The organism is Gammaproteobacteria bacterium (assembly GCA_022340215.1).
Classification (GTDB): Bacteria; Pseudomonadota; Gammaproteobacteria; order JAJDOJ01; family JAJDOJ01; genus JAJDOJ01.
On the sequence record JAJDOJ010000092.1, the window covers coordinates 1 to 20,536 of the forward strand.

At 60.3% G+C, this 20,536-nt stretch carries 18 protein-coding genes and 2 pseudogenes; 16 read left to right on the plus strand and 4 right to left on the minus strand.

The features are described 5' to 3' along the window. From LJE91_07055 to LJE91_07115, 13 genes and pseudogenes are all read left to right on the plus strand, one after another. The coding region (locus tag LJE91_07055) for a hypothetical protein (protein MCG6868481.1) at positions 1-230 on the plus strand (230 nt) is incomplete at its 5' end. A gap of 322 nt (positions 231-552) precedes the next feature. Beyond that, a complete protein-coding gene (locus LJE91_07060) occupies positions 553-1,026 on the plus strand; it encodes a VOC family protein (GenBank protein MCG6868482.1) in 474 nt (157 codons plus the stop codon). Positions 1,027-2,247: 1,221 nt separating this feature from the next. Beyond that, positions 2,248-3,624 (plus strand): ACP S-malonyltransferase, encoded by a 1,377-nt coding sequence (locus LJE91_07065; protein MCG6868483.1) that lies wholly within the window; start codon positions 2,248-2,250, stop codon positions 3,622-3,624. 40 nt (positions 3,625-3,664) lie between these two features. After that, on the plus strand, positions 3,665-3,949 hold the full coding sequence (locus tag LJE91_07070) for a hypothetical protein (protein MCG6868484.1): 285 nt from the start codon (positions 3,665-3,667) through the stop codon (positions 3,947-3,949). Positions 3,950-4,253: 304 nt separating this feature from the next. Beyond that, positions 4,254-5,411, plus strand: a complete 1,158-nt coding sequence (locus LJE91_07075; GenBank protein ID MCG6868485.1) for an acyl-CoA dehydrogenase — start codon at positions 4,254-4,256, stop codon at positions 5,409-5,411. 334 nt (positions 5,412-5,745) lie between these two features. Beyond that, positions 5,746-5,985 carry a transposase gene (locus LJE91_07080; protein ID MCG6868486.1) on the plus strand — a complete coding sequence of 80 codons (240 nt, stop codon included), beginning with the start codon at positions 5,746-5,748 and terminating at the stop codon, positions 5,983-5,985. A gap of 99 nt (positions 5,986-6,084) precedes the next feature. Continuing rightward, the gene (locus LJE91_07085; protein MCG6868487.1) at positions 6,085-6,450 is read left to right on the plus strand and encodes an efflux RND transporter permease subunit; all 366 of its coding nucleotides are present in this window, start codon (positions 6,085-6,087) and stop codon (positions 6,448-6,450) included. A gap of 446 nt (positions 6,451-6,896) precedes the next feature. Beyond that, positions 6,897-9,791, plus strand: coding sequence for a ribonucleoside-diphosphate reductase subunit alpha (locus LJE91_07090; protein ID MCG6868488.1), 2,895 nt, complete (start codon positions 6,897-6,899; stop codon positions 9,789-9,791). Next, entirely contained in the window at positions 9,788-10,036 is a 249-nt protein-coding gene (locus LJE91_07095) for a hypothetical protein (protein MCG6868489.1), read from the plus strand. Before LJE91_07090 ends, LJE91_07095 begins: the two co-directional genes overlap by 4 nt. Before the next feature lie 56 nt (positions 10,037-10,092). Next, on the plus strand, positions 10,093-11,304 hold the full coding sequence (locus tag LJE91_07100; protein ID MCG6868490.1) for a ribonucleotide-diphosphate reductase subunit beta: 1,212 nt from the start codon (positions 10,093-10,095) through the stop codon (positions 11,302-11,304). Between the two features lie 623 nt (positions 11,305-11,927). Continuing rightward, positions 11,928-13,361 (plus strand): outer membrane beta-barrel protein, encoded by a 1,434-nt coding sequence (locus LJE91_07105; protein MCG6868491.1) that lies wholly within the window; start codon positions 11,928-11,930, stop codon positions 13,359-13,361. Positions 13,362-13,727: 366 nt separating this feature from the next. Further along, positions 13,728-14,840 carry an AI-2E family transporter gene (locus LJE91_07110; protein MCG6868492.1) on the plus strand — a complete coding sequence of 371 codons (1,113 nt, stop codon included), beginning with the start codon at positions 13,728-13,730 and terminating at the stop codon, positions 14,838-14,840. An 84-nt stretch (positions 14,841-14,924) separates the two neighbouring features. After that, positions 14,925-16,379: pseudogene (locus tag LJE91_07115) on the plus strand (FAD-dependent oxidoreductase). A gap of 82 nt (positions 16,380-16,461) precedes the next feature. On the opposite strand, the gene LJE91_07120 reads toward LJE91_07115, so the two are convergent. From LJE91_07120 to LJE91_07135, 4 genes and pseudogenes are all read right to left on the minus strand, one after another. Next, a complete protein-coding gene (locus LJE91_07120) occupies positions 16,462-16,617 on the minus strand; it encodes a hypothetical protein (protein ID MCG6868493.1) in 156 nt (51 codons plus the stop codon). Positions 16,618-17,081: 464 nt separating this feature from the next. Next, entirely contained in the window at positions 17,082-17,495 is a 414-nt protein-coding gene (locus LJE91_07125; GenBank protein ID MCG6868494.1) for a hypothetical protein, read from the minus strand. 58 nt (positions 17,496-17,553) lie between these two features. After that, positions 17,554-17,643 (minus strand): annotated as a pseudogene (locus LJE91_07130) (ABC transporter permease). 69 nt (positions 17,644-17,712) lie between these two features. Continuing rightward, complete coding sequence (locus LJE91_07135; GenBank protein ID MCG6868495.1) at positions 17,713-18,498, minus strand: hypothetical protein; 786 nt, start codon at positions 18,496-18,498, stop codon at positions 17,713-17,715. Positions 18,499-19,117: 619 nt separating this feature from the next. Between LJE91_07135 and LJE91_07140 the strand changes: the two genes are divergently transcribed. The 3 genes from LJE91_07140 to LJE91_07150 form a co-directional block, all read left to right on the plus strand. Further along, positions 19,118-19,390, plus strand: a complete 273-nt coding sequence (locus tag LJE91_07140) for a BrnT family toxin (GenBank protein MCG6868496.1) — start codon at positions 19,118-19,120, stop codon at positions 19,388-19,390. Next, positions 19,377-19,580 (plus strand): hypothetical protein, encoded by a 204-nt coding sequence (locus tag LJE91_07145; GenBank protein ID MCG6868497.1) that lies wholly within the window; start codon positions 19,377-19,379, stop codon positions 19,578-19,580. The genes LJE91_07140 and LJE91_07145 overlap by 14 nt, the downstream gene beginning before the upstream one ends. An 803-nt stretch (positions 19,581-20,383) precedes the next feature. Further along, positions 20,384-20,536, plus strand: a 153-nt coding sequence (locus tag LJE91_07150) for a type I restriction-modification system subunit M N-terminal domain-containing protein (protein ID MCG6868498.1), incomplete at its 3' end; no start/stop codon positions are given.

Genomic DNA, 20,536 nt, shown 5'->3' on the forward strand with positions numbered 1-20,536 from the left:
AGGAGAGCGCCGTACGCACCGAGGCGGTGAGCGCTCTGATGGCGATCATGCGCCTGGCGCACCTGCTCAATACCCTGGCACGCTTTTCCAAGGAGCTCAGCGCACTGTTCTCCCAACTCGGGGTACAGGCGGCGATCGGCTTTATCCGCAATACCCTTACCGGACCTTGGCTGGATCCGCAGGAGATCGCCCAGCGGCTGAACCGACCCTTTCGATTACGCTTGATCTGACCCGCACCGCATGCGATCGCCGCCACTTGTCCGACAGGTGGGGGGCAGCCTATCGCCTGACTCCTACAAGCCTCTATTCGGGCGTCTCTTGAGCCAGGCCGATGGCCGCCGACGCCGTTTCCCGTGAGGCACGGCGCCGCCAATCCTCAGATTAGGCGCGTGCCTCCTTCACCGAGAATCTTCGTGCGTCGGCGCTGGGATCATATGGAGTACGTTCTCTAGCGTATTCTCTTTCGTTTAGACTGGAGGGATTTCTGAGGCGGGCGACTTTAACTCAAACGTCATAAACAGTGGGACTAAGAAACCGAACCCGGAGGTACATATGAGCGATCGACCTTTCAAAGTCCTCGGTATTCAGCAGATCGCGGTGGGTGGTCTGGATAAGAACCGGTTGCGCACACTATGGGTGGACACCCTCGGTCTCAACCTGAGTGGTAACTACCAGAATGCGTCGGAAAATGTCGACGAAGACATCGCGGTCGCCGGCGGCGGGCCCCTCAAGGTGGAAGTAGATCTGATGCAGCCCATCGATCCCGATAAGAAACCCAAGGTTCAGGATCCGGCACTCAATCACGTGGGATTGTGGATCGACGATCTGGCGGCGGCAGTGGCTTGGCTACAGGGTCGTGGTGTGCGTCTTACACCAGGCGGCATTCGCAAGGGAGCGTCCGGCTTCGATGTCTGTTTCATCCACCCGAAAGGTAACGAAGAGTCCCCTATCGGGGGGGAAGGTGTGTTGATCGAACTGGTCCAGGCGCCGCCGGAAGTACGTGAGGCGTTTGACCGATTAGCCTAAGGCGATTGCCGGAAAATGGCGTACCAGATTGCACCGGATTTTCGTTCGTTATCAAGGCGCGACAACAGGCGCATAGTCGAACTATGTCACTGTTGTCGCAACACAGAGGACGAACGAAAAGACAAGCAGGATGGTATGTCATTTGACAGAAATCGCCTAAGTTAGGATCGCCACGAACCGAGGTGGAGGTTATCGCTCGGACCCCGTCTTTCCCTGGTCTTGGGCATCGTCTTACGACTTGAGTCGCGCAGGCCATGCGACAGATGGAAGGCCTGTCGCTATGAGCGAGACGCGTTACCTGTACGTTTGTCCCCGGGCACACGTCTTGCACCGTGTAAGATTTCCGGGATCTCAGCTTTCCGGGGTGGGAAATACAAGCCGGCAGGTTGCTCTGTCGGCGGTGCCTTCAACCGGATTGATAAGCTGCATATCCCCCGGCAACTCGACCGCTGGATTTCGTATTGTCGAGATGCCTGCTTCCAATTCTCAGCATCCCTTGCCCCGTCGCCGGTACGTCGTGATGAAGCGCTCGACGGTGTCTGAACCCGGCAGGGTACACACGGCGACGATCTCATCCTGCACGGGCTTGCGCTTCGAATGTCAGGGGCAGGCCCAATGCCGCTAAGCCGGCGAGCTCAATCCTGGAGATTACGGACGCATCGTGCACATCAATATCGCCCAGCAGGACCGGCGCACCTTCGCACCCACCCCCCAATGACAGTCCCTCCTGGCGGCGTGGTTACCATCGGCGCAGCGCCCTGGAACGTATCAACAACCGCATTGACCCCAGCTTCGGTTTTGAGCGGCACTTCATCCGTGGCCAGGCCAAAATGCAGACACGCGTCGGTCTCGCGCTGGCCGTGATGACGGCCATGGCTCTCAGGCATGTGAAGGCGGGTCGCACCAAGCAGGTGCGCTCCCTGGTCAGGCCCCTCCCGGCCACCGGCTGAGACCGCCTCTCGTGCCAGAAGCCGGCCGGGCCACCTCAGCCCAAGCGACAGCTGTACCCAAAGCCCACCATTATTAAGAAGCGTTCTCAACAACTCCTCAACAATCCTCTCTTCGTTCGCTGAGCCTGCCAGCTTGGGACTTCATCGCGGGATCCCCCGCGGGCGCGTCGCCAAGAATATCGCTACAGCGCAAACGCCTCTCCTTTGCCTTGCTTTTGTGCGTGCCGCTGGCTTATTCTCTCCGGTCGCGAAGGCTCCAGGTACGAGACCGATGCTTGCTTGCGAACAACACATCTTGTATGCCTTCCCGGGGCAGGGGTCGCAGTACAGGGGTATGGGCGGCGACCTCTTTTACGAATACGCTACCGCCAGAAAGGTATATGAGAAGGCTAGCGGCGTCCTTGGTTACGATGTTGCGGAGCTTTCCTTTAATGACCCAGAGGAACAGCTAAATCAGACTCGGTTTACACAACCTGCTTTGCTTACTCATTCCATTGCTTGCTTGGAGGTCTTCAGGGACTTGACCGATGATCACCTGAGGCCGGCTATGGCGGCAGGACACAGTGTCGGCGAGTACTCGGCACTTGTTGCGGCGAAGGTCCTCAGTTTCGAAAGCGCACTAAGACTTGTGCAGAAGCGTGGGGAGTTGATGGGCACCTATGGGGAAGGTGAGATGACCGCTTTCCCCTTAGATCTCGATACCATTCGACCTATTGCCGAGCGCTACAACTGCGCGGTTGCTGCCTGCAATCTACCCGATCAGACGGTCATTGGCGGTCGGGGTGAAGATCTGGCATCCGTGGAGCAGGACGTTCAAAAACGTTTTGCACGCAAGCGTCCAGTGCGTTTGAAGACCGAAGGCGCCTTCCACACCTATTATATGGTCGAGGCCGCGCAACATTTTCGATCGGTCCTGGAAACCGCCGAGTTTGATCTATCTGAAGCGCGGGTTTTATCCAATTTCACAGGCGGCTATCACGAATCCGATCCGGTAGACATCAGGGCACGTTTGTTCTTTCAGTTATTCAATCCAGTGCTATGGAATTCGAACCTTCAAATGGCATTCAATGATGGTATCAAAATGATCATTGAATTCGGTGGCGGGATCGGTGCCGCCAGTGATCCCGAAGGTAAGCGGCCGAACCTCGAAGGCATGACCAAGAAGACCCTGCGTGCCTCCAATCACGTAGCACTTTATCTGTCAGCGATTAATAGCCAATCCATCAGAAAGACGGCGGGTTTCGTGCGGGGTATTAATAACCTCCTGGAGGAGGCACACGATGACATGCCTAACCCAGCTGCTCTGGGGACTAACGGCACGGCCGTGGATGAAAATTGGTTTCATTTGTTTGTCCCAACTCAGGATGGAGTCGTAAACGAGAATACGGCAAATGCGGTCAGCCGTGTCAATGAACTGGGCCTAAGCCCTGCCGTGCAGGTCATTCAACAACCGAGCGATGAGAACTTGGAATGCCTGGAACGTCTCGTGGGTGAGAAATGTCAAACTCCGACTCCTTATCTGGAAAAGGTGATAGGGAGTGAAACGGGCGCAGTCCTGTACTACACGGGTGAGGAAATGGAGGCGGAACTCGTAGAGTTGCGACAGAGGCTACGGGCGCCAGGTTATCGGTTTCGTGAGGAGTTCTGATTGAGACTGACCACTCGCTCGCGGACCGGCAAGTCCCAAATTGAAAGGAAAGGGTCACCCAACTTCCCCTTGTAAAATGCGCAAACGTCGTGTCCGGTTGATCTCACAGCGCGGCCGCAAAGACGCCAAGTTGCCTTGTACACGCACACTGCGGATCAAGCTCAACGACTTCGGTTATCGGTTGCGCAAGGTCCAGAAGCGTCGGCGGGTGAAGAAGATCTCAGAGACGGACGCCATCTTCGAAGAGGTCCACCGGGTAACCCAGAGGGCCGATGAGGAGGAGGGGGTGTCACGGAGCTCCCTGGATACCAAGGCGACGGTGTAGGTCGGGCCGTCTCCCCGTTGCGGCGACAGCCGACAAGGGGAAAGGGCCTGTGATCACGACTTCCAGCCCGAGACGACGCTCACCCCCCTCGGCCTCCTGTCGCCGCAAACCGGAAACAACTTCTGGTGGTTCCGCCAAGACAAGGTAACCGCAGGCTACATCCCCGACTTTACCCTGTCCGTGGCGAACTATAACTTCTCATGTCATGTGACGGCGCTATCGCAGCGGTTGATGGCCCGTGCGGTGGCTTCTCATGCCGCCGCCGCGCTTGTCGCAAGATTTCGATAGCAGAGAGGATAGAAGGATGGATCTACAACTCACTGAAGAGCACAAGACGATCCAGGAAGCGACCCGCACTTTCGCGCAAAATGAGATCGCTCCGATTGCCGCAGAACTTGACGAGCGGGGCGACTTTCCCTATGAGACCATCAAAAAGATGGGGCACCTCGGCTTTATGGGGATAGAGGTGCCGGAAAGCTATGGGGGGGCCGGTATGGATGCGATCGCCTATGTGTTGGCCGTGGAGGAGATCAACAAGGTTGATGCCTCGCACGGCATAATCATGTCGGTCAACAACTCCCTCTTTTGCCACGGCATCTTGGCCCATGGAACGGAGGAGCAGAAGCAGAAATTTGTGGTTCCGATTGCAAGCGGCGAGAAGATCGGGGCTTACTCCTTAACCGAACCGATGTCCGGCTCCGATGCGGCCACCATGCGTAGCCGCGCTGTGCGCGCCGGTGATCACTACGTCATCAACGGTACCAAGAGTTGGGTGACCAGCGGCCCGGCAGCCGACTATATCGTCCTCTTCACCATGACCGATGCTGGGGCCGGTCATCGGGGTATTACGGCCTTCCTGATTGAGACCGATAATCCCGGTTTCAAGGCCGGTCGCAAAGAGGACAAGCTCGGTATTCGGGCCAGCGCTACCTGCGAGTGCCACTATCAGGATTATCGCTGCCCCGTCGAGAATCGACTTGGCGAAGAGGGAGAGGGTTTCAAGATTGCCATGTCGGTGCTCGATGCCGGCCGCATCGGGGTTGCTGCCCAGGCCCTTGGTATCGCCGAAGGGGCCTATGAGGCCAGCGTGCGCTACGCCAAAGAGCGCGAGGCCTTTGGTGGGCCAATTTCCCAATTCCAGGGCATCCAATTCAAGATTGCCGATATGAAAACCCGGATCGAAGCCAGCCGCATGCTGATCTACCAGGCCGCCATGGCCAAAGAAGCCAAGAAAGCGACCGGCGAACGGTACACAACCGAAGCCTCAATCGCCAAACTGTTCGCCAGTGAAACGGCGATGTTCTGCACCCATCAGGCGGTGCAGATCCACGCTGGAATGGGCTACAGCAAGGAGATACCCATCGAGCGTTTCTTCCGCGACGCAAAAATCACTGAGATCTACGAAGGCACCAGCGAAATCCAGCGGGTGGTCATCGCCCGCAATGAACTGGAACGCTACTAAGGGGCAGGGCGAAAACGAACCAGAAAGAAACCAAGACCCAAGGACTTTGAATCACCAGCAATTCTTGAGCGAGACAAACCATGAGCGAGACATTTAGGGCCTTAATGGTCGATCAGCAGGATGGGGAAACGACGGCGACGGTGCAGAATGTTGGCCTAGGTCGTGTTGACATCTAACCTGATATAGTTCGCTCAACTAACTGATTGGGCTGACCAATGCCTCGTATGAATCTGCGTGACGATCAATGGGGGCGGTTAGCCCACCTGCTGCCAGGCAAGGAGGGTGACCGGGGGTGTACCGCGGCGGACAATCGCTTGTTTGTCGAGGCGGTGTTGTGGATGGCACGCCCTGGGGTGATCTGCCGGAGGAGTTTGGCTCCTGGAACAGCGTCTATAAGCGGTTTGCGCGCTGGCAGGAGCGCGGTGTGTGGCAGCAAGTCTTTTCCATACTTGCCGAAGAGGGCGATTTTGAGGAAGTGTTCATCGACAGCACGGTCATTCGCGTGCATCAGCACGCCGCTGGCGCCCAAAAAAGCGAAGGACCGCAGGCGATCGGCAGATCCCGCGGGGGCTGACCACGAAGATCCATGCTTTGGTCGAAGCGCTCGGCAACCTCGCCCGCTGGCGCCTGACACCCGGACAGGCTGCCGACGTAATCGAAGCCGGGCCGCTGCTTGAGGGCGTTATCACCGAAGCGGTTGGCGCTCGACGGCATCGTGGTCAACAACGCGATCATGCTGGTCGAGCAGATCGAGATCGAGCTGGAACGGGGAGCGTCGCTAAACCGGGCCATCGCCCACGCGGCCTACCTGCGGCTGCGCCCCATCCTGATGACGACCCTGACCACCGTCGCAGGGATGGCGCCCTTGGCCATGGGTATCGGCGAGGGTTCGGAGATGCTGCAGCCCATGGCTGTAGTGATCGTATGGGGTCTGAGCTTCTCGATGTTCGTCACCCTAGTGCTCGTACCCACGATCTTCCGGATGCTCCACGGCGGTCGGCGAAAGGATCGTCCGGCCATCGCACCGACGACCGCCTGAGACGTCACTCACCCCTGAGACGTCTATCACCCCTGCGACGGAGGGCTGGCGCGAATCAGCCCGCCTTTTTCAGCTATGTGAATTTTTTATTACGACCATCAACCATCCCGGCACCCGGGTGACCATCAGACTCCCAGATCCTGCGGCAACACCTTGTTTCCCTGTGGGATTCGAATCCACACGCGTCGATCCATACCCAGCTTATCCACAACCCACTCCCAGGTCAGTCCAGGGTTTTTTCACATCATATTGTGCTTGACGGATCTCGAAAACACATCCTATAGTGTTATTCAGCATTCAGTCACACCCAGACCAGAACGATCCGAAAAGCGGACCGTACCCGGGAACGGCGTGGATCGAAGAGAGACCCGAACCCCGCCTAGAGGTCACGAGAAACCTCGATACAGGCGGATCTTCCCGCTACCGCCAGACCGAGGAGGCACCAGATGCATACCGAAACCGCTACCGCAGACACCGGTGCAATGCCGGCGCCCGAAGATGCCGGCAAGGCGCCCGTCGTGCTGGAGATCGCGGCAACCGCACCCGGCGGATATCGCGTCATCCGACGCAACGGCAAGGTGACGGCCTTCGACAAGGATAAGATCAAGGTGGCAATGACCAAGGCCTTCCTGGCTGTGGAGGGCGGGAACGCCGCCGCATCGACCCGCATCCACGAGGTTGTGGACAAGCTGACGGACGCAGTCGTCTACGCCCTGACGCGCAGCCGCCAGGAAGGCGGTACCTTCCACATCGAGGACATCCAGGATCAGGTGGAACTGGCGCTGATGCGAGAGGGCGAGCACAAGGCGGCCCGCTCCTACGTGCTGTATCGCGAGCAGCGCGCGCGCGAGCGTTCGGAGGCGATGAAGGCGTCCGGGGCAGCCCTGGGGAGCGTCTCCGAACTGCACGTGACCACCGCGGACGGCGGGCGCCGTCCGCTCGACCTGGACCGGCTTCGCCGGGTCGTGGACGAGGCCTGTCGCGACCTCGAAGACGTCGACTGCGCCCCGATCATCGAGGAAACGCGACGAAACCTCTACGACGGCGTGGCGGAGTCGGAGGTCGGCGCCGCCCTGGCGATGAGCGCCCGCACCCTGATCGAGAAGGAACCGAATTTCACCTACGTCTCGGCCCGCCTGTTGCTCGACAGCCTGCGCCGCGAGGCCCTCACCTTCCTGCACGGTCGCCCGATGGCGGCGACCTTCGACGAGATGGCGGAGGCCTACCCGGAATATTTCCAGGACTACGTCAAGCGGGCCGTCGAGCTCGAGCTGCTCGAACCGCGTCTGGCCATCGAATACGACCTCGAGGCCCTCGGAAAGGCTATCCGGCCAGAGCGCGACCTGCAGTTCACCTTCCTGGGCCTGCAGACCCTGTACGACCGCTACTTCATCCAAAGCGAATCCACACGTTTTGAACTCCCTCAGGCCTTCTTCATGCGGGTGGCGATGGGACTGGCGATCAACGAGGTCGAGCGCGAGGCACGCACGATCGAGTTCTACAACCTGCTCTCCTGTTTCGATTTCATGAGCTCGACGCCTACCCTGTTCAACTCCGGCACCTTGCGCCCACAGCTCTCGAGCTGCTACCTGACCACCGTCCCGGACCATCTCGAGGGGATCTATTCCTCGGTCAGGGACAACGCCCTGCTGTCGAAGTTCGCCGGCGGACTGGGCAACGACTGGACGCGGGTTCGCGGCATGGGCGCACACATCAAGGGAACCAACGGCAAGTCGCAGGGTGTCGTGCCCTTCCTGAAGGTCGCCAGCGACACGGCGGTCGCCGTCAACCAGGGTGGAAAGCGCAAAGGCGCGGTCTGTGCGTATCTCGAGACCTGGCACATCGACATCGAGGAGTTTCTCGAGCTGCGCAAGAATACCGGCGACGACCGTCGCCGCACCCACGACATGAACACGGCCAACTGGATCCCGGACCTGTTCATGAAACGCGTCGCCGACAAGGCGGAGTGGACACTGTTTTCGCCCGACGAGACGCCAGACCTCCACGACCTCTACGGCCAGCGCTTCGAGGAACGCTACGTCCAGTACGAGCAGCGCGCGGAACGCGGCGAGATACGCAATTTCAAGCGAATCGAGGCCCTGGACCTGTGGCGCAAGATGCTCAGCATGCTGTTCGAGACCGGCCACCCCTGGATCGCGTTCAAGGACCCCTGCAACCTGCGCTCGCCGCAACGGCACAAGGGCATCGTACATTCCTCGAATCTGTGCACGGAGATCACGCTCAACACCTCCGACGACGAGATCGCGGTCTGCAACCTGGGATCGGTGAACCTGGCACGGCACGTGGACGAGAACGGCCTGATGCTCGAAAAGCTGGATCGCACGGTCGCCATCGCTGTGCGCATGCTGGACAACGTCATCGACTACAACTACTACAGCGTGGCAAAGGCGCGGCGCTCGAACCTGCGTCATCGCCCCATCGGGCTGGGGATCATGGGCTTCCAGGATGCGCTGTACACGCTGCGCATCCCGTATGCGTCCGAGGAGGCGACCGAGTTCGCAGACCGCTCGATGGAGGCGGTGAGCTACTGCGCCATCAGCGCCTCGACGGACCTGGCCGAAGAGCGGGGAACCTACGCCTCGTTCGAGGGTTCCCTGTGGAGCCAGGGCATCCTGCCGATCGACTCGGTCAGGACCGTCGAGGAGGAGCGTAACGGTTACCTGGACGTCGACCTCTCGGTGACCATGGACTGGGACGGGCTGCGCGAACGGGTGCAGAGCGTGGGCATGCGCAACTCCAACACCATGGCCATCGCGCCGACGGCGACGATCTCCAACATCTGTGGCGTCACCCAGAGCATCGAACCGACCTACCGTAACCTGTTCGTCAAGTCGAATCTCTCCGGCGAGTTCACGGTGATGAACCTGCACCTGGTCAATGAACTGAAGGCGGCGGGACTCTGGGACGAGGTCATGGTCAACGACCTGAAGTACTACGACGGCAGTCTGCAGGCCATCGACCGTGTCGACGACGACCTCAAGGAGCGCTACGCCACGGCCTTCGAGATCGATCCGCGCTGGCTGGTGGAGGCGGCGGCGAGGCGGCAGAAATGGATCGATCAGGCTCAGTCGCTCAATCTCTACATGGCCGAGCCGTCGGGCAAGAAACTGCACAACCTCTACACCCTGGCCTGGGTCCGAGGTCTGAAGACCACCTACTACCTGCGATCGATGGGCGCCACGCATGTCGAGAAGAGCACCATGGCAGGGCGGTTCAACAACCTCAATGCCGTGCCCTCCGGCAGCGAGGAGCAAGAGGACTCCGAGGCGGAAGTCAAAGCCTGCTCGATCCTGGATCCGGAATGCGAGGCCTGCCAGTGAACCGGGCCCATCGAGACTCCCAGCGACGAAACGCGCGTCTGATCAGGGCCCGAGCGCTGGATCAGTTCCGCCAGCGCTCCGTCGACCCGACCCGCGACGACATCCGCGACTACGTCGGGCCGAGGGCCGGAAACGCCGCGAACCGGCCGCCACCGGATGGACGGCGGCATCGAGACCGGATCGAGCTTCCCGACCCGGAACGGTTTCCGAACCTGACGGGCGACCGTTGGATCAAGCCGGATTGAAGATACTTCGACCCACGCTGCACGAACAAGAACGAAACATCGAGGAGAACACCGACATGCTGAACTGGGACGACCCACTGACCGGCACCCAACAGAGGCGCGCACCGCGCCAGCCTTCGAAACAGGCCACCCGAGGGGATATCGTATCCCTGATGCGTACGGCCGGCGAGGCGCCGGTTGTCGATCCGATTCCTTCACCCGGTGACACGGGTACCGGTAATCTCGGCTTCGAGTCCATCGAGATGGGGGCGCACCGGATTCAGGTCGACGACAAGCGGATCATCAACTGCCGGGCCGACCTCAATCAGCTGGTACCGTTCAAGTACAAATGGGCCTGGCAGAAGTACCTGGACGCCTGCGCTAACCACTGGATGCCGCAGGAGATCAACATGAACGCGGATATCGCCCTGTGGAAGAGCGCTGACGGGCTGACCGCGGAGGAGCGTACGATCATCAAGCGGAACCTCGGGTTCTTCTCTACAGCCGACTCGCTGGTGGCGAACAATCTCGTCCTCGCGGTCTACCGGCACATCTCCAACCCCGAGTGTCGCCAGTACCTGTTGCGCCAGGCCTTCGAGGAGGCCCTGCATACCCACGCCTACCAGTACGTCGTGGAATCGCTGGGCATGGACGAGGGAGAGGTCTTCAATATGTACAGGGAGATCCCGGCGGTGGCGCGCAAGGCCGAGTGGGCCCTGCCCTTCACCCAGCACCTGAGCGATCCGGCGTTTCGCACCGGCACGCCGGAAAACGATCGGAAACTGCTGCGCGAGCTGGTGGCCTTCTATGTCATCTTTGAAGGCATTTTCTTCTACGTCGGTTTCGTGCAGATCCTCTCCATGGGGCGGCGTAACAAGATGACCGGCACCTCCGAGCAGTTCCAGTACATCCTGCGCGACGAGTCCATGCACATGAATTTCGGCATCGACGTGATCAACCAGATCAAGATCGAGAATCCGCATCTGTGGAGCGAGGCGTTCCAGGACGAACTGATCGGTATCATCCGCGAGGCGGTGGACATCGAGACCCAGTACGCACACGATACCATGCCGCGCGGCGTGCTGGGGCTGAATGCCCCGATGTTCGAGGAGTACCTGCACTTCATCGCCAACCGGCGGTGCGCGCAGATCGGTCTCCCGGAGCAGTATCCCGGGGCCGCCAATCCGTTTCCCTGGATGTCTGAAGTGCTTGACCTGAACAAGGAGAAAAACTTCTTCGAGACCCGGGTGACCGAGTACCAGACCGGCGGTGCACTGAACTGGGACTGACGACAAAGGACAACTAACAAGAAACAAACCGGGCCACGCGCCGGGCTAGCCTTACAGCCGCCGATTTCGGCGGCTTTTTTTGCCTGGACACCGGAGGAATCCGGGACACCTGCGATGGTCAGCGCTGGAAAGCTGGTATCCCGTATCGGGATGGGCATTGGGAAGGCCATTCGCCGGGTTGCGATCCCCGGAAGTGTACGAATTATCGTGTGCTGCCGTTCGACGCCCTTGTCAATCTTGCGCCGCAGCCGCGATACTTGCCAATCGTACGGGTCAGTCACCGGACCGAAATGAATAACCCGGGCCCGCTCCGACCTTCAGGTGTATGTCACCACCAGATTCGTTTGGAACAGACTGTCCTGCACCGCCGTGAAGTCGGCACCAGATCCAAATAGAGCGTCCTTTCCGTCGACCGAGACAGGCACGTTTGCTGATGGCGGGGTCTGAAGGCAGGCAGTTACCCGGACGGTCCCAAGGGTGTCGAACCGACCAGGTACCGGCCTTCGCCCCTACCTGGAAACAGACGGACCTTTGACACGAACCTTGGGCCATCCGTACGACCTGATTCCGGAGTAGTAGGAGACCTGACGCACAGCCCCATCACCAACAACAGGACTTGCCACATGCCGCTTCCAGATAGACAAACCAGCCCGCAGGAGGTGTACACGCGGCGACAGAACCATCGGGTACGTCGCACCGGGCTGCCCGGCCCGCTCCGGGTTGCCACAGTGATACGGCTCGTGGTGGCGACGATCCTGCTCACCGTGCTGGGGCCGGCGTACGCCGCGCCGACGGACGCCGCGCCGGCGGACGCCGCGCCGGCGATCGGAGCAGGCGGCTGGCTCTACGACGGCGACTGGCTGAGGGGCTACGTGGGCCTGCGTTTCGCCCTGACGTTTCCGTCCAACATGACCTTCGCCGCACCGTTCGAGTTCGAGGACAATCCGCCATTCGATTCGGCTAACGCCCAACTCGGGTTAGACCTCAGCCGCTATCTGAGCCTCGAACTGGCCCTGGACTACTACGAGCCCCCCTACGACGTCCAAGGCATCGACGGCGGGATCGGTGAGATCACGGCCTACAGTATTGTCCCCCAAGCGCGTATCCGTTACCCGCTGTTCCAAGACCGGCTGGTCCCCTATCTGGTCGGCGGAGTTGGAATCGGCTTCTCCGAACTCAGCGACCCGCGCCAGCTGTCAGATCAACCCGGGGTGCCCTCGCTGTCGGGCAAGACCTCGGCCATCGCCGGGACCATTGGGCTGGGGGCCGACTACTTCGTCGCGAACAACGTCGCCCTCAACCTCGAAGTCAAGCAGTTGTTCTTCAGACCAACGCTGGATGAGGTCTACCGCGGCAATCCCGAGATTCCCCCACAGCCCATCGAAGTCAATCTGGACGCCACCATCCTCTCGGCCGGCCTTCGGCTTTTCTTTCCCCAGGCTGCGCCGGCAGACGCGTTCCCGGGCGTGGATTGGCGCCCGCAGCACCCCGATGGTCCGCGCGGCTACTTCGGCCTGCGCTTCGGGGGCTGGTGGTTGCAGGACGCACACTTCAGCCAGGGCCTCACCGCACAGACGGGCGTCGGTCAGCAGCAGCTGAGCTCAATCGTACTGGGCGCTGACACTACCCGCTATCTGGGAATCGAACTTGCAATCGACTACTACGAGACGGAGGTCAATTCCGACACTCTGGGGGTGAAGATCAACGAGATGAGCGTCTGGGACTTCCTCGCCCAGGTGCGGGCTCGCTATCCGCTCCTCGAACACCGTCTGGTCCCCTACGCACTGGCAGGCGTGGGCTTCGGCTTCAACGAATTCAACGACACCACCGCCATCGGGGAAAGTCCCGAGGGACCCAAATTCGAGTCGCGCGACTTCGCCCCAGCGGCTTCTCTCGGCCTGGGCCTGGACTACTTCGTGGTAGACAATATCGCCCTGGAGGTAGAAACCAAGTACCTTTTTTTCCGCCCGGACATCAAGCTGCAAGACGGCACTACAAACACCGCCAACCTCGACACGCTGTTTCTCGGCCTTGGCGCGCGGGTGTTCTTTCCGTGAGCCCCGCGCTGGATTCCGGTGTAGGCAGCCGTTCCGGGTCGACGCCAGCGGCACTCCCCCTATCGTCCTGTCGAGCGCTGCCGAAACCAGCCCCGTTTACCCAAGTTTCCGGATGTACTGGATTGTGGTATACGGGGCGACAGAATGGATGCCCCCGCAGACCGTGAGCGGCGCCGAATGAACGCTTCCCAGTTCCACCTGCGGCGAGACGCGCCGAACTCCCGACACGACGATATCGGTGGCCGGACGTACGGTAAGGTGATCGAAGACTGGGCGGGATAACGCGCCCCGAGTCGTTTGTCTCTCACGCTTTGTCGGTGGTTTCCCGCCCCGAGTCCCGCTACCTGTTCGAGAGGCGCCTCTGTCTTGAATACCCTCATCAGCGCGAACAGTCCCGAGCAGAAGGTGGTCACCGTCGCCGCGCTGTTCATTATCATTGCGGGACTCAAGGCATCCGCACCATTGCTGGTGCCTTCCCTGCTGTCCATATTCATCGCCGTCATCAGCGCACCACCGATGTTCTGGCTTGAGCGAAAGGGATTGCCGACCCTGGTGGCGCTTGTGATCGTCATCCTGGCGATCATCGTCATACTGATTACCGTCGCGGCCTTAGTCGGTTCGTCAGTGGACTCCTTCTCTGCCAATATTCCCCAATACGAGGGGCGTCTGAGGACCATGATTTCCACATCGATCAACTGGCTCGACAGCAAGGGCGTATCGGTCGCGCCAGATCGGGAGTTCCTATTCAAGTACATGGATCCGGGCAAGGCAATGAACCTCGCGGCCTCCCTTCTGAACAGTCTAGGCAGTGTGCTGACCAATTCCTTCCTGATCTTCATCACTGTGATCTTCATCCTGCTCGAGGCCTCGGGCCTGCCCGCCAAGATGGCGATCATTCTCAGGGAACCGGGGAAGACCCTCCCGCGGTTCCAGGAGATCGGGAAGACGATCAACAACTACCTGATGATCAAGAGCCTTACCAGTCTGATAACCGGTTTCCTGATAGCGGTCTGCCTGCATGTCCTGGGGGTCGACTATCCCGTACTCTGGGGGACGCTGGCCTTCATGCTCAACTTCATCCCCAATATTGGTTCGATCATTGCCGCGGTCCCCGCCGTGCTCCTGGCGCTGGTGCAACTCGGACCTGCTACGGCGCTCTGGACGGTTGCGGTCTATGTGGCGGTCAACAGTCTTATCGGAAATCTCGTGGAACCGAAGTTCATGGGCCGGGAACTCGGCCTGTCGACCCTGGTGGTGTTTCTGTCCCTGGTTTTCTGGGGATGGGTGATGGGCCCGGTGGGCATGTTCCTGTCCGTACCACTGACCATTACGATCAAGATCGCCCTCGACGCAAGCGAGGAAACCCGCTGGCTTGCGGTCCTGCTCGGTCCCGAGGTCGAGCCAAAGGACCCGGGGCCACTCGCCTCGGGAACCCTGCACGAAGAGGCATCCGAGCATGTCGACGGTCGAAGTGCCTGAGGAGACCACCGGCATCCGTCCGGTGCGTCCTTCACGAGTTCACGCGTTCGCCCCGCCGCGTCCATGATGCACAGGCGACTCCACGGGCACGCCCGCCCCGGACGCTTCGATCGTAACCTCGTTGTCATTGGTGGCGGTTCCGCCGGTCTGGTGAGCGCCTACATCGCCGCCACGCTCAAGGCCCGCGTCACGCTGGTCGAGAAAGACCGTATGGGCGGCGACTGTCTGAATACCGGCTGCGTCCCGTCCAAGGCACTGTTGCGTTCGGCAGACTTCGCTAGACAGATCCAGCGGTCCCCCGATCTGGGATTCAGGTCGATCCAGGCCGATTTCGACCTCAAAGACATCATGCAAAGGGTCCAGCGGGTCGTGCGTACCATCGAACCGCACGATTCGGCCGAGCGTTACACCCGTCTCGGTGTGGAGTGCCTGCACGGCGCGGCTCGCATCACCTCTCCCTGGCGCGTCGAGGTCGAAGACAGACCGCTAACCACGAGAAACATCATCCTGGCCACCGGGGCACGCCCCTTCGTTCCGGCACTGCAGGGCATCGAACACATCGGCTACCTCACCTCCGACACCATCTGGCAGGTCCGGGAACGCCCCGGGCGGCTCCTGTTGCTGGGCGGCGGGCCTATCGGATGCGAAATGGCACAGGCCTTTGCTCGACTGGGCAGCCGGGTCGTCCTGGTGGAGATGCTGCCGCGCATCCTGCCGCGCGAGGACGAGGATGTCTCTGCACGCCTGGCGGTGCGACTCGCCGCAGAGGGCGTGGAACTACGCACCGGATACCGTGTGCTGCGTTTCGAGCGAGACGACGGATCACGCCGGGCGATCTGCGTCCATCGGAAACAGGAGGTTCCCATCGAATTCGATACGGTCCTGGTCGCGATCGGGCGCAGACCCGACACCGAAGATCTTGGCCTGGATGCGGCCGGTGTGGAGCTCACCGAAGGCGGTACCGTACGGGTCGACGACACCCTGCGGACCACCTGCCCGACCATCTACGCCTGTGGCGACGTCGCCGGCCCCTACCAGTTCACGCACACCGCCTCTCACCAGGCATGGTACGCAACGGTCAACGCGCTGCTGGGCGGCATCAAGCGATTCCGGGTCGACTACTCGGTGATCCCGTGGGCGACCTTCACCGATCCCGAGGTCGCGAGGGTGGGGCTCAACGAACAGGAAGCGAAAGAGAAAGGTATCCCTCACGAGGTCACCACCTACGATATCGCCGACCTCGACCGGGCCATTACGGACGAGGCAGCCGAGGGAATGGTCAAGGTCCTCACCCCGCCGGGCAGGGACCGGATCCTGGGGGCCACCATCGTGGGATCGCACGCCGGGGAACTGATCGCCGAATACGTGCTTGCCATGAAGCACGGCCTGGGTCTGAAGAAGATCCTCGGAACCATCCACGTCTATCCCACCCTGATGGAGGCCAACCGGTTCGCGGCCGGCAACTGGCGACGCGCACACACACCCGAGGGATTGTTGCGCTGGGTGGAACGGTTCCATCGATGGAGACGCGGCGGCTGACCAGATGCACCATTGACGCCGGGGAGCGACGGCCATGCCAGACGGGAGATACGTGGAATCCCGGCCAGACTCGTGCCGGAGTTCAATCCGACTGTTCCAGGGACCCGGACAAATCGTTCAGGTAGCTGAGGTAGACCTCGTCGAGCGCAACCCCGAAGGCCTCCACCAGGGCCGTGCAGGCCGTCTCCCGAGGGCCGAGCCGCGGATTGGTAGGTCGCGGCCTGGTCGGCCACGGCATTGACCGAGGCCGTCAGGCTGACCGGCGGCTCACCCCGGATCGTGTCACCGGGATCGATGATCCGCGGGCTCTCGCCCTCCACGATGTCGATTTGATACGAGGCCAGAAGGCCCGGAGAAACGATTCTCGCGACGCTGTCGACCGGGATTCGCCAACCGCTGGTGACGGAGATCTCCACCTCGAATTCGCGCTTTCCATCCACCCCACCCGGCGAGATCGCCACGACCTGACCCACCTACCCGATATCCGCTGACCGTGACCACGCTGCCCGGCAAGATACCTGTGATGCTCGAAAAGCGCACCCGATAGCGATCCCGCTCCACCCCGTGCCCGCGATCCGGATCAACACCACGACGAGGACCAGGAGCGCCACGCTCACGAACAGTCCGACGGCAGTGTCATTGACGCTGTCGCATCTCATCGCCGCGAATCAGATCGTGCCCTGTTCGTCGCCGGGCAAAGGCTCATGGACGGGTGTCCCCGGCGTCGGGCAAAGGCTCATGGACGGGTGTCCCCGGCGTCGGTCTCGTCCACAGTATAGTCGGGCCGCCCTGCGATCCGGTGCGGACCGGGGCGCAATCCGGCGTCGGGCGACGGAAACCAGGCAACGGATCCGCACCCTGGGATCGGTCACCCGTCAGCCGGCGCAGATAGGCATCCTCGTCGACGATCCCGACACCCGGCGTTCGGGTCAGCAGCGCCTGCACCCTTTCGTTCGGGCTGTGTCGGATCTCGTCGAGCGTGCCGACCATGACGGACCGGCCTTCATCCAGCACGGTCACACGGTCGGCGATACGCGCCACGCTGTCCAGGTCGTGGGTGACGATCAGGATGCCGATGTGCATGGCATCGCGCAGCCTGACGATGAGTTCGTCCAACTCGGCGGCGACGACCGGACCGAGACCCGCGGTGGGTTCGTCGAAGAACAGTCGAGATCACAACCGAACGCGTGGTCACCCTTCCCACACCCTCGGCGCCACCACTCACCTGGAATCCGTTGTCCACCCCAACCAGCGCGTTGATCAGCGCTAACTCGGTATGCGGGATTTCGATCGACTGGCCGGGTTCAAGACCACATATCGCAGAGCTCGAGCGTCATCGACTATCCATGGCCAGGAGAGGGGTACGGTTCAGTTTAGCCGCAATTTTTGACGACAGAGATTCGTCCTGCCAGTAAAGCGCATACATCAAACCATCTCGAACGGAGTCTACGGGTTCTCCACCGTTAACCGCGTGGAACGAGTTCTGCTCTCTGGGGATACATATTCCGGATCCGGAGTTCAGCGGTGTGTGGGCGATTTTTTCAAACGCATCGATGGGTATGTGATGGCCTTCGCACCATTCGAGCTCCTCATGGGGGCGGTAAAGCTGCATCGCAACTGAGTCGTCGGCGATTTTCAGGTAGATGACGAGCACCAAGGCAGTACGCCAACCATCGACGTGTGCACCTAAGGTGTAGCCAGCCCTGTCCCTAAACAGTTTGAGTCGAGGCGTGACCCTGGAACAACCCGGCGGGGCCGACGGAAGCCCTCCGAACCTCGAGACCAGCAGGCGTGAAAGAGGCTCCGACAACATCAGATCGCGGAGTTGGCGCAGACGGCGAGCCCGGAGCAGACAAAAATGAGCTCGCTCGAGGCGGAGCACGCCCCGAAACCCCCGTCCATCTTTCCATCTGTAATGGCGATCGCCGGGCAGTTCGCGCAGTAGATCTCGATGCTCGTCGCCGGAGAACGCTTGATCGATGATGAGATAGGGAAAAGGGTCCCGTTTGACCTCGGCCGACAGAATCGCTTTCTGCAGAGTCGTGAAACCCAGGTTTTCCTGTACACCCAGATTCCCCGGAGGTAAAGGGGGATATATTGCAACTGCGCTGCTGTCCATAGCCACGTCTCCGTTGTTGTCAAGCTTCTTGGAATTCTTTACTCCAACAAAAACAATAGCGTAGGTTTAGGCAATAAAAAGAGTACGCCCGCACAATGCGCAAAGCCAATTTCGCTCCCTTTCTCACGCGTTTAGCACCTCATTGTTGTACAAATCTTGATGAAATCCGTGGCCACCGAGGGTATTCCTTCGGTTTTGGGGTGCTGGCGCGCCCGATTCGCCTCGATTCCAGCGTTCAGGCCAGAAGACCTCTTGCCGCGTCCGCCAGAGCAGCAGCAATTGAACTGCAATGTGAGGGTTCGCTCAGTATCGTCCAAACAGCGCTGAAGGCGGCGGCAACACCGGGGTCAAGTCTTGATCCGTGCCACTGACGGCAGGAGCCAACATTAGCCGTGGGAAGATTTCAAAAACCAGATCTATCTGCGTTGAGAAAGGGAACGCGGTCGAGTCTAGATTGTTTTATGGGCCTCTATGTCTCGAACGAGCGCAACAAAGCGAGACCTGACCCCTATGCCTGGTGTTCGTCGCTCTGCTTTATGGGTCCGGTTACGCCAGGCGTTATGCCGATATCAGGAAATGCGCACGCTAGGCTTAGGGTAGACTGTTTCGCACCATGGCGCTGGAATTCGCTTGGCATGCGAGGAAAGCCGTTGCGAATCTGAAGAAGCACGGTGTTTCGTTTGAGGATGCGTCAACGGCGTTTGGGGACCCTCTTTCTGTCACAGTCGGTGATCCCGATCATTCGGAGGACGAGGCGCGGTTCGTGCTGATCGGGCAGTCGTTTCGGAGCCAATTGATCGTGGTCGTGCATTCCGAGGCAAAAGACGGTATAAGAATCGTAAGCGCTCGGGAAGCCACCCGGCGGGCGCGTAGAGACTATGAGCAAGCCTGACGACAAGAACAAGGTTGCCGAGATGCGGGCCGAGTACGACTTCAGCGGTGGAGTTCGTGGAAAGTACGCTCGGCGTTACGCAGAGGGAAGCAATGTCGTCGTGCTAGATCCGGATGTAGCGGAACACTTTAAGACATCCGAGGACGTCAACCGCGCGCTCCGAGAGCTCGCGAAGAAGGAATCGTCCTGAGTTCTCCGGCACCGATGGCATAATCGGGGGGTCGCCGGGGGTTTCTCTCCCCCAGCTCCCACAGCACCCCGCATGCGGGTCCGCACAGGGCGCTTCCTTCGGAATTGAAAGGAACCCCGATGGCCTCCTCCAAAGCTGGCTGCGACACATTTCGTCAAGACCACTTCACCCGGTCGGGTGCGTTATGGTCCCTGAGAAATGCGCGGCTCTCTCTTTGCCGAAGATTCAGGCCTTCACCGTGTCCCACCCATTACGGTGGGCGGTTGGCGACTATGCCGTCTGCTGACTTCTGCCCCATCACGTCGGACGTTGCCGCCAGACGCGCTGCCCGAGTCTCGGTAGGGTCCGGTGGCGATACCAGCACTTTCGGACTGGCCATCAGTTCGACTCCCATCGCGGCACGAGCCGCAAGTGAGACGGATCTCCCCTGATAAGAGGACATGAACTTTCCGTGCACAACCGTCGCATTTACCCTATCCCTGCACCTGATGGGCTTCGTCATCTTGTGCGGGACCAAGCCTTCTATGCGGTTTCTGTCCGTCGGCTCGCACATTTGCACTCAGGCTTCCTCCTGACATCCCCTCGCGGGTTTGCCCTTGCCGTCAGCTAGTATAGTTACAGTTGGTCCGAAGGACATTACAGGTACTCCTACAGGGGACTTGCACCCCATCAGTTCACGCCCATACCGGGCGTACACAAGGTGGTCAACGTCGTTCGCTCTCGCTCACTCGGACAGCCTACGCTGCGCTCCGGCTGCCGGTTACCACAACGTTATACAGCCACGTTTCCCGTGAGGATCTGACTTGAAGACGGAGAAAATCACCCTCGCCCAGCTCGAGTCCTTCCTTCTGAAGGCCGCCGACATCCTGCGCGGCAAGATGGACGCCTCGGAGTTCAAGGAGTTCATCTTCGGCATGCTGTTTCTGAAGCGGCTCTCCGACGAGTTCGACCGCAAA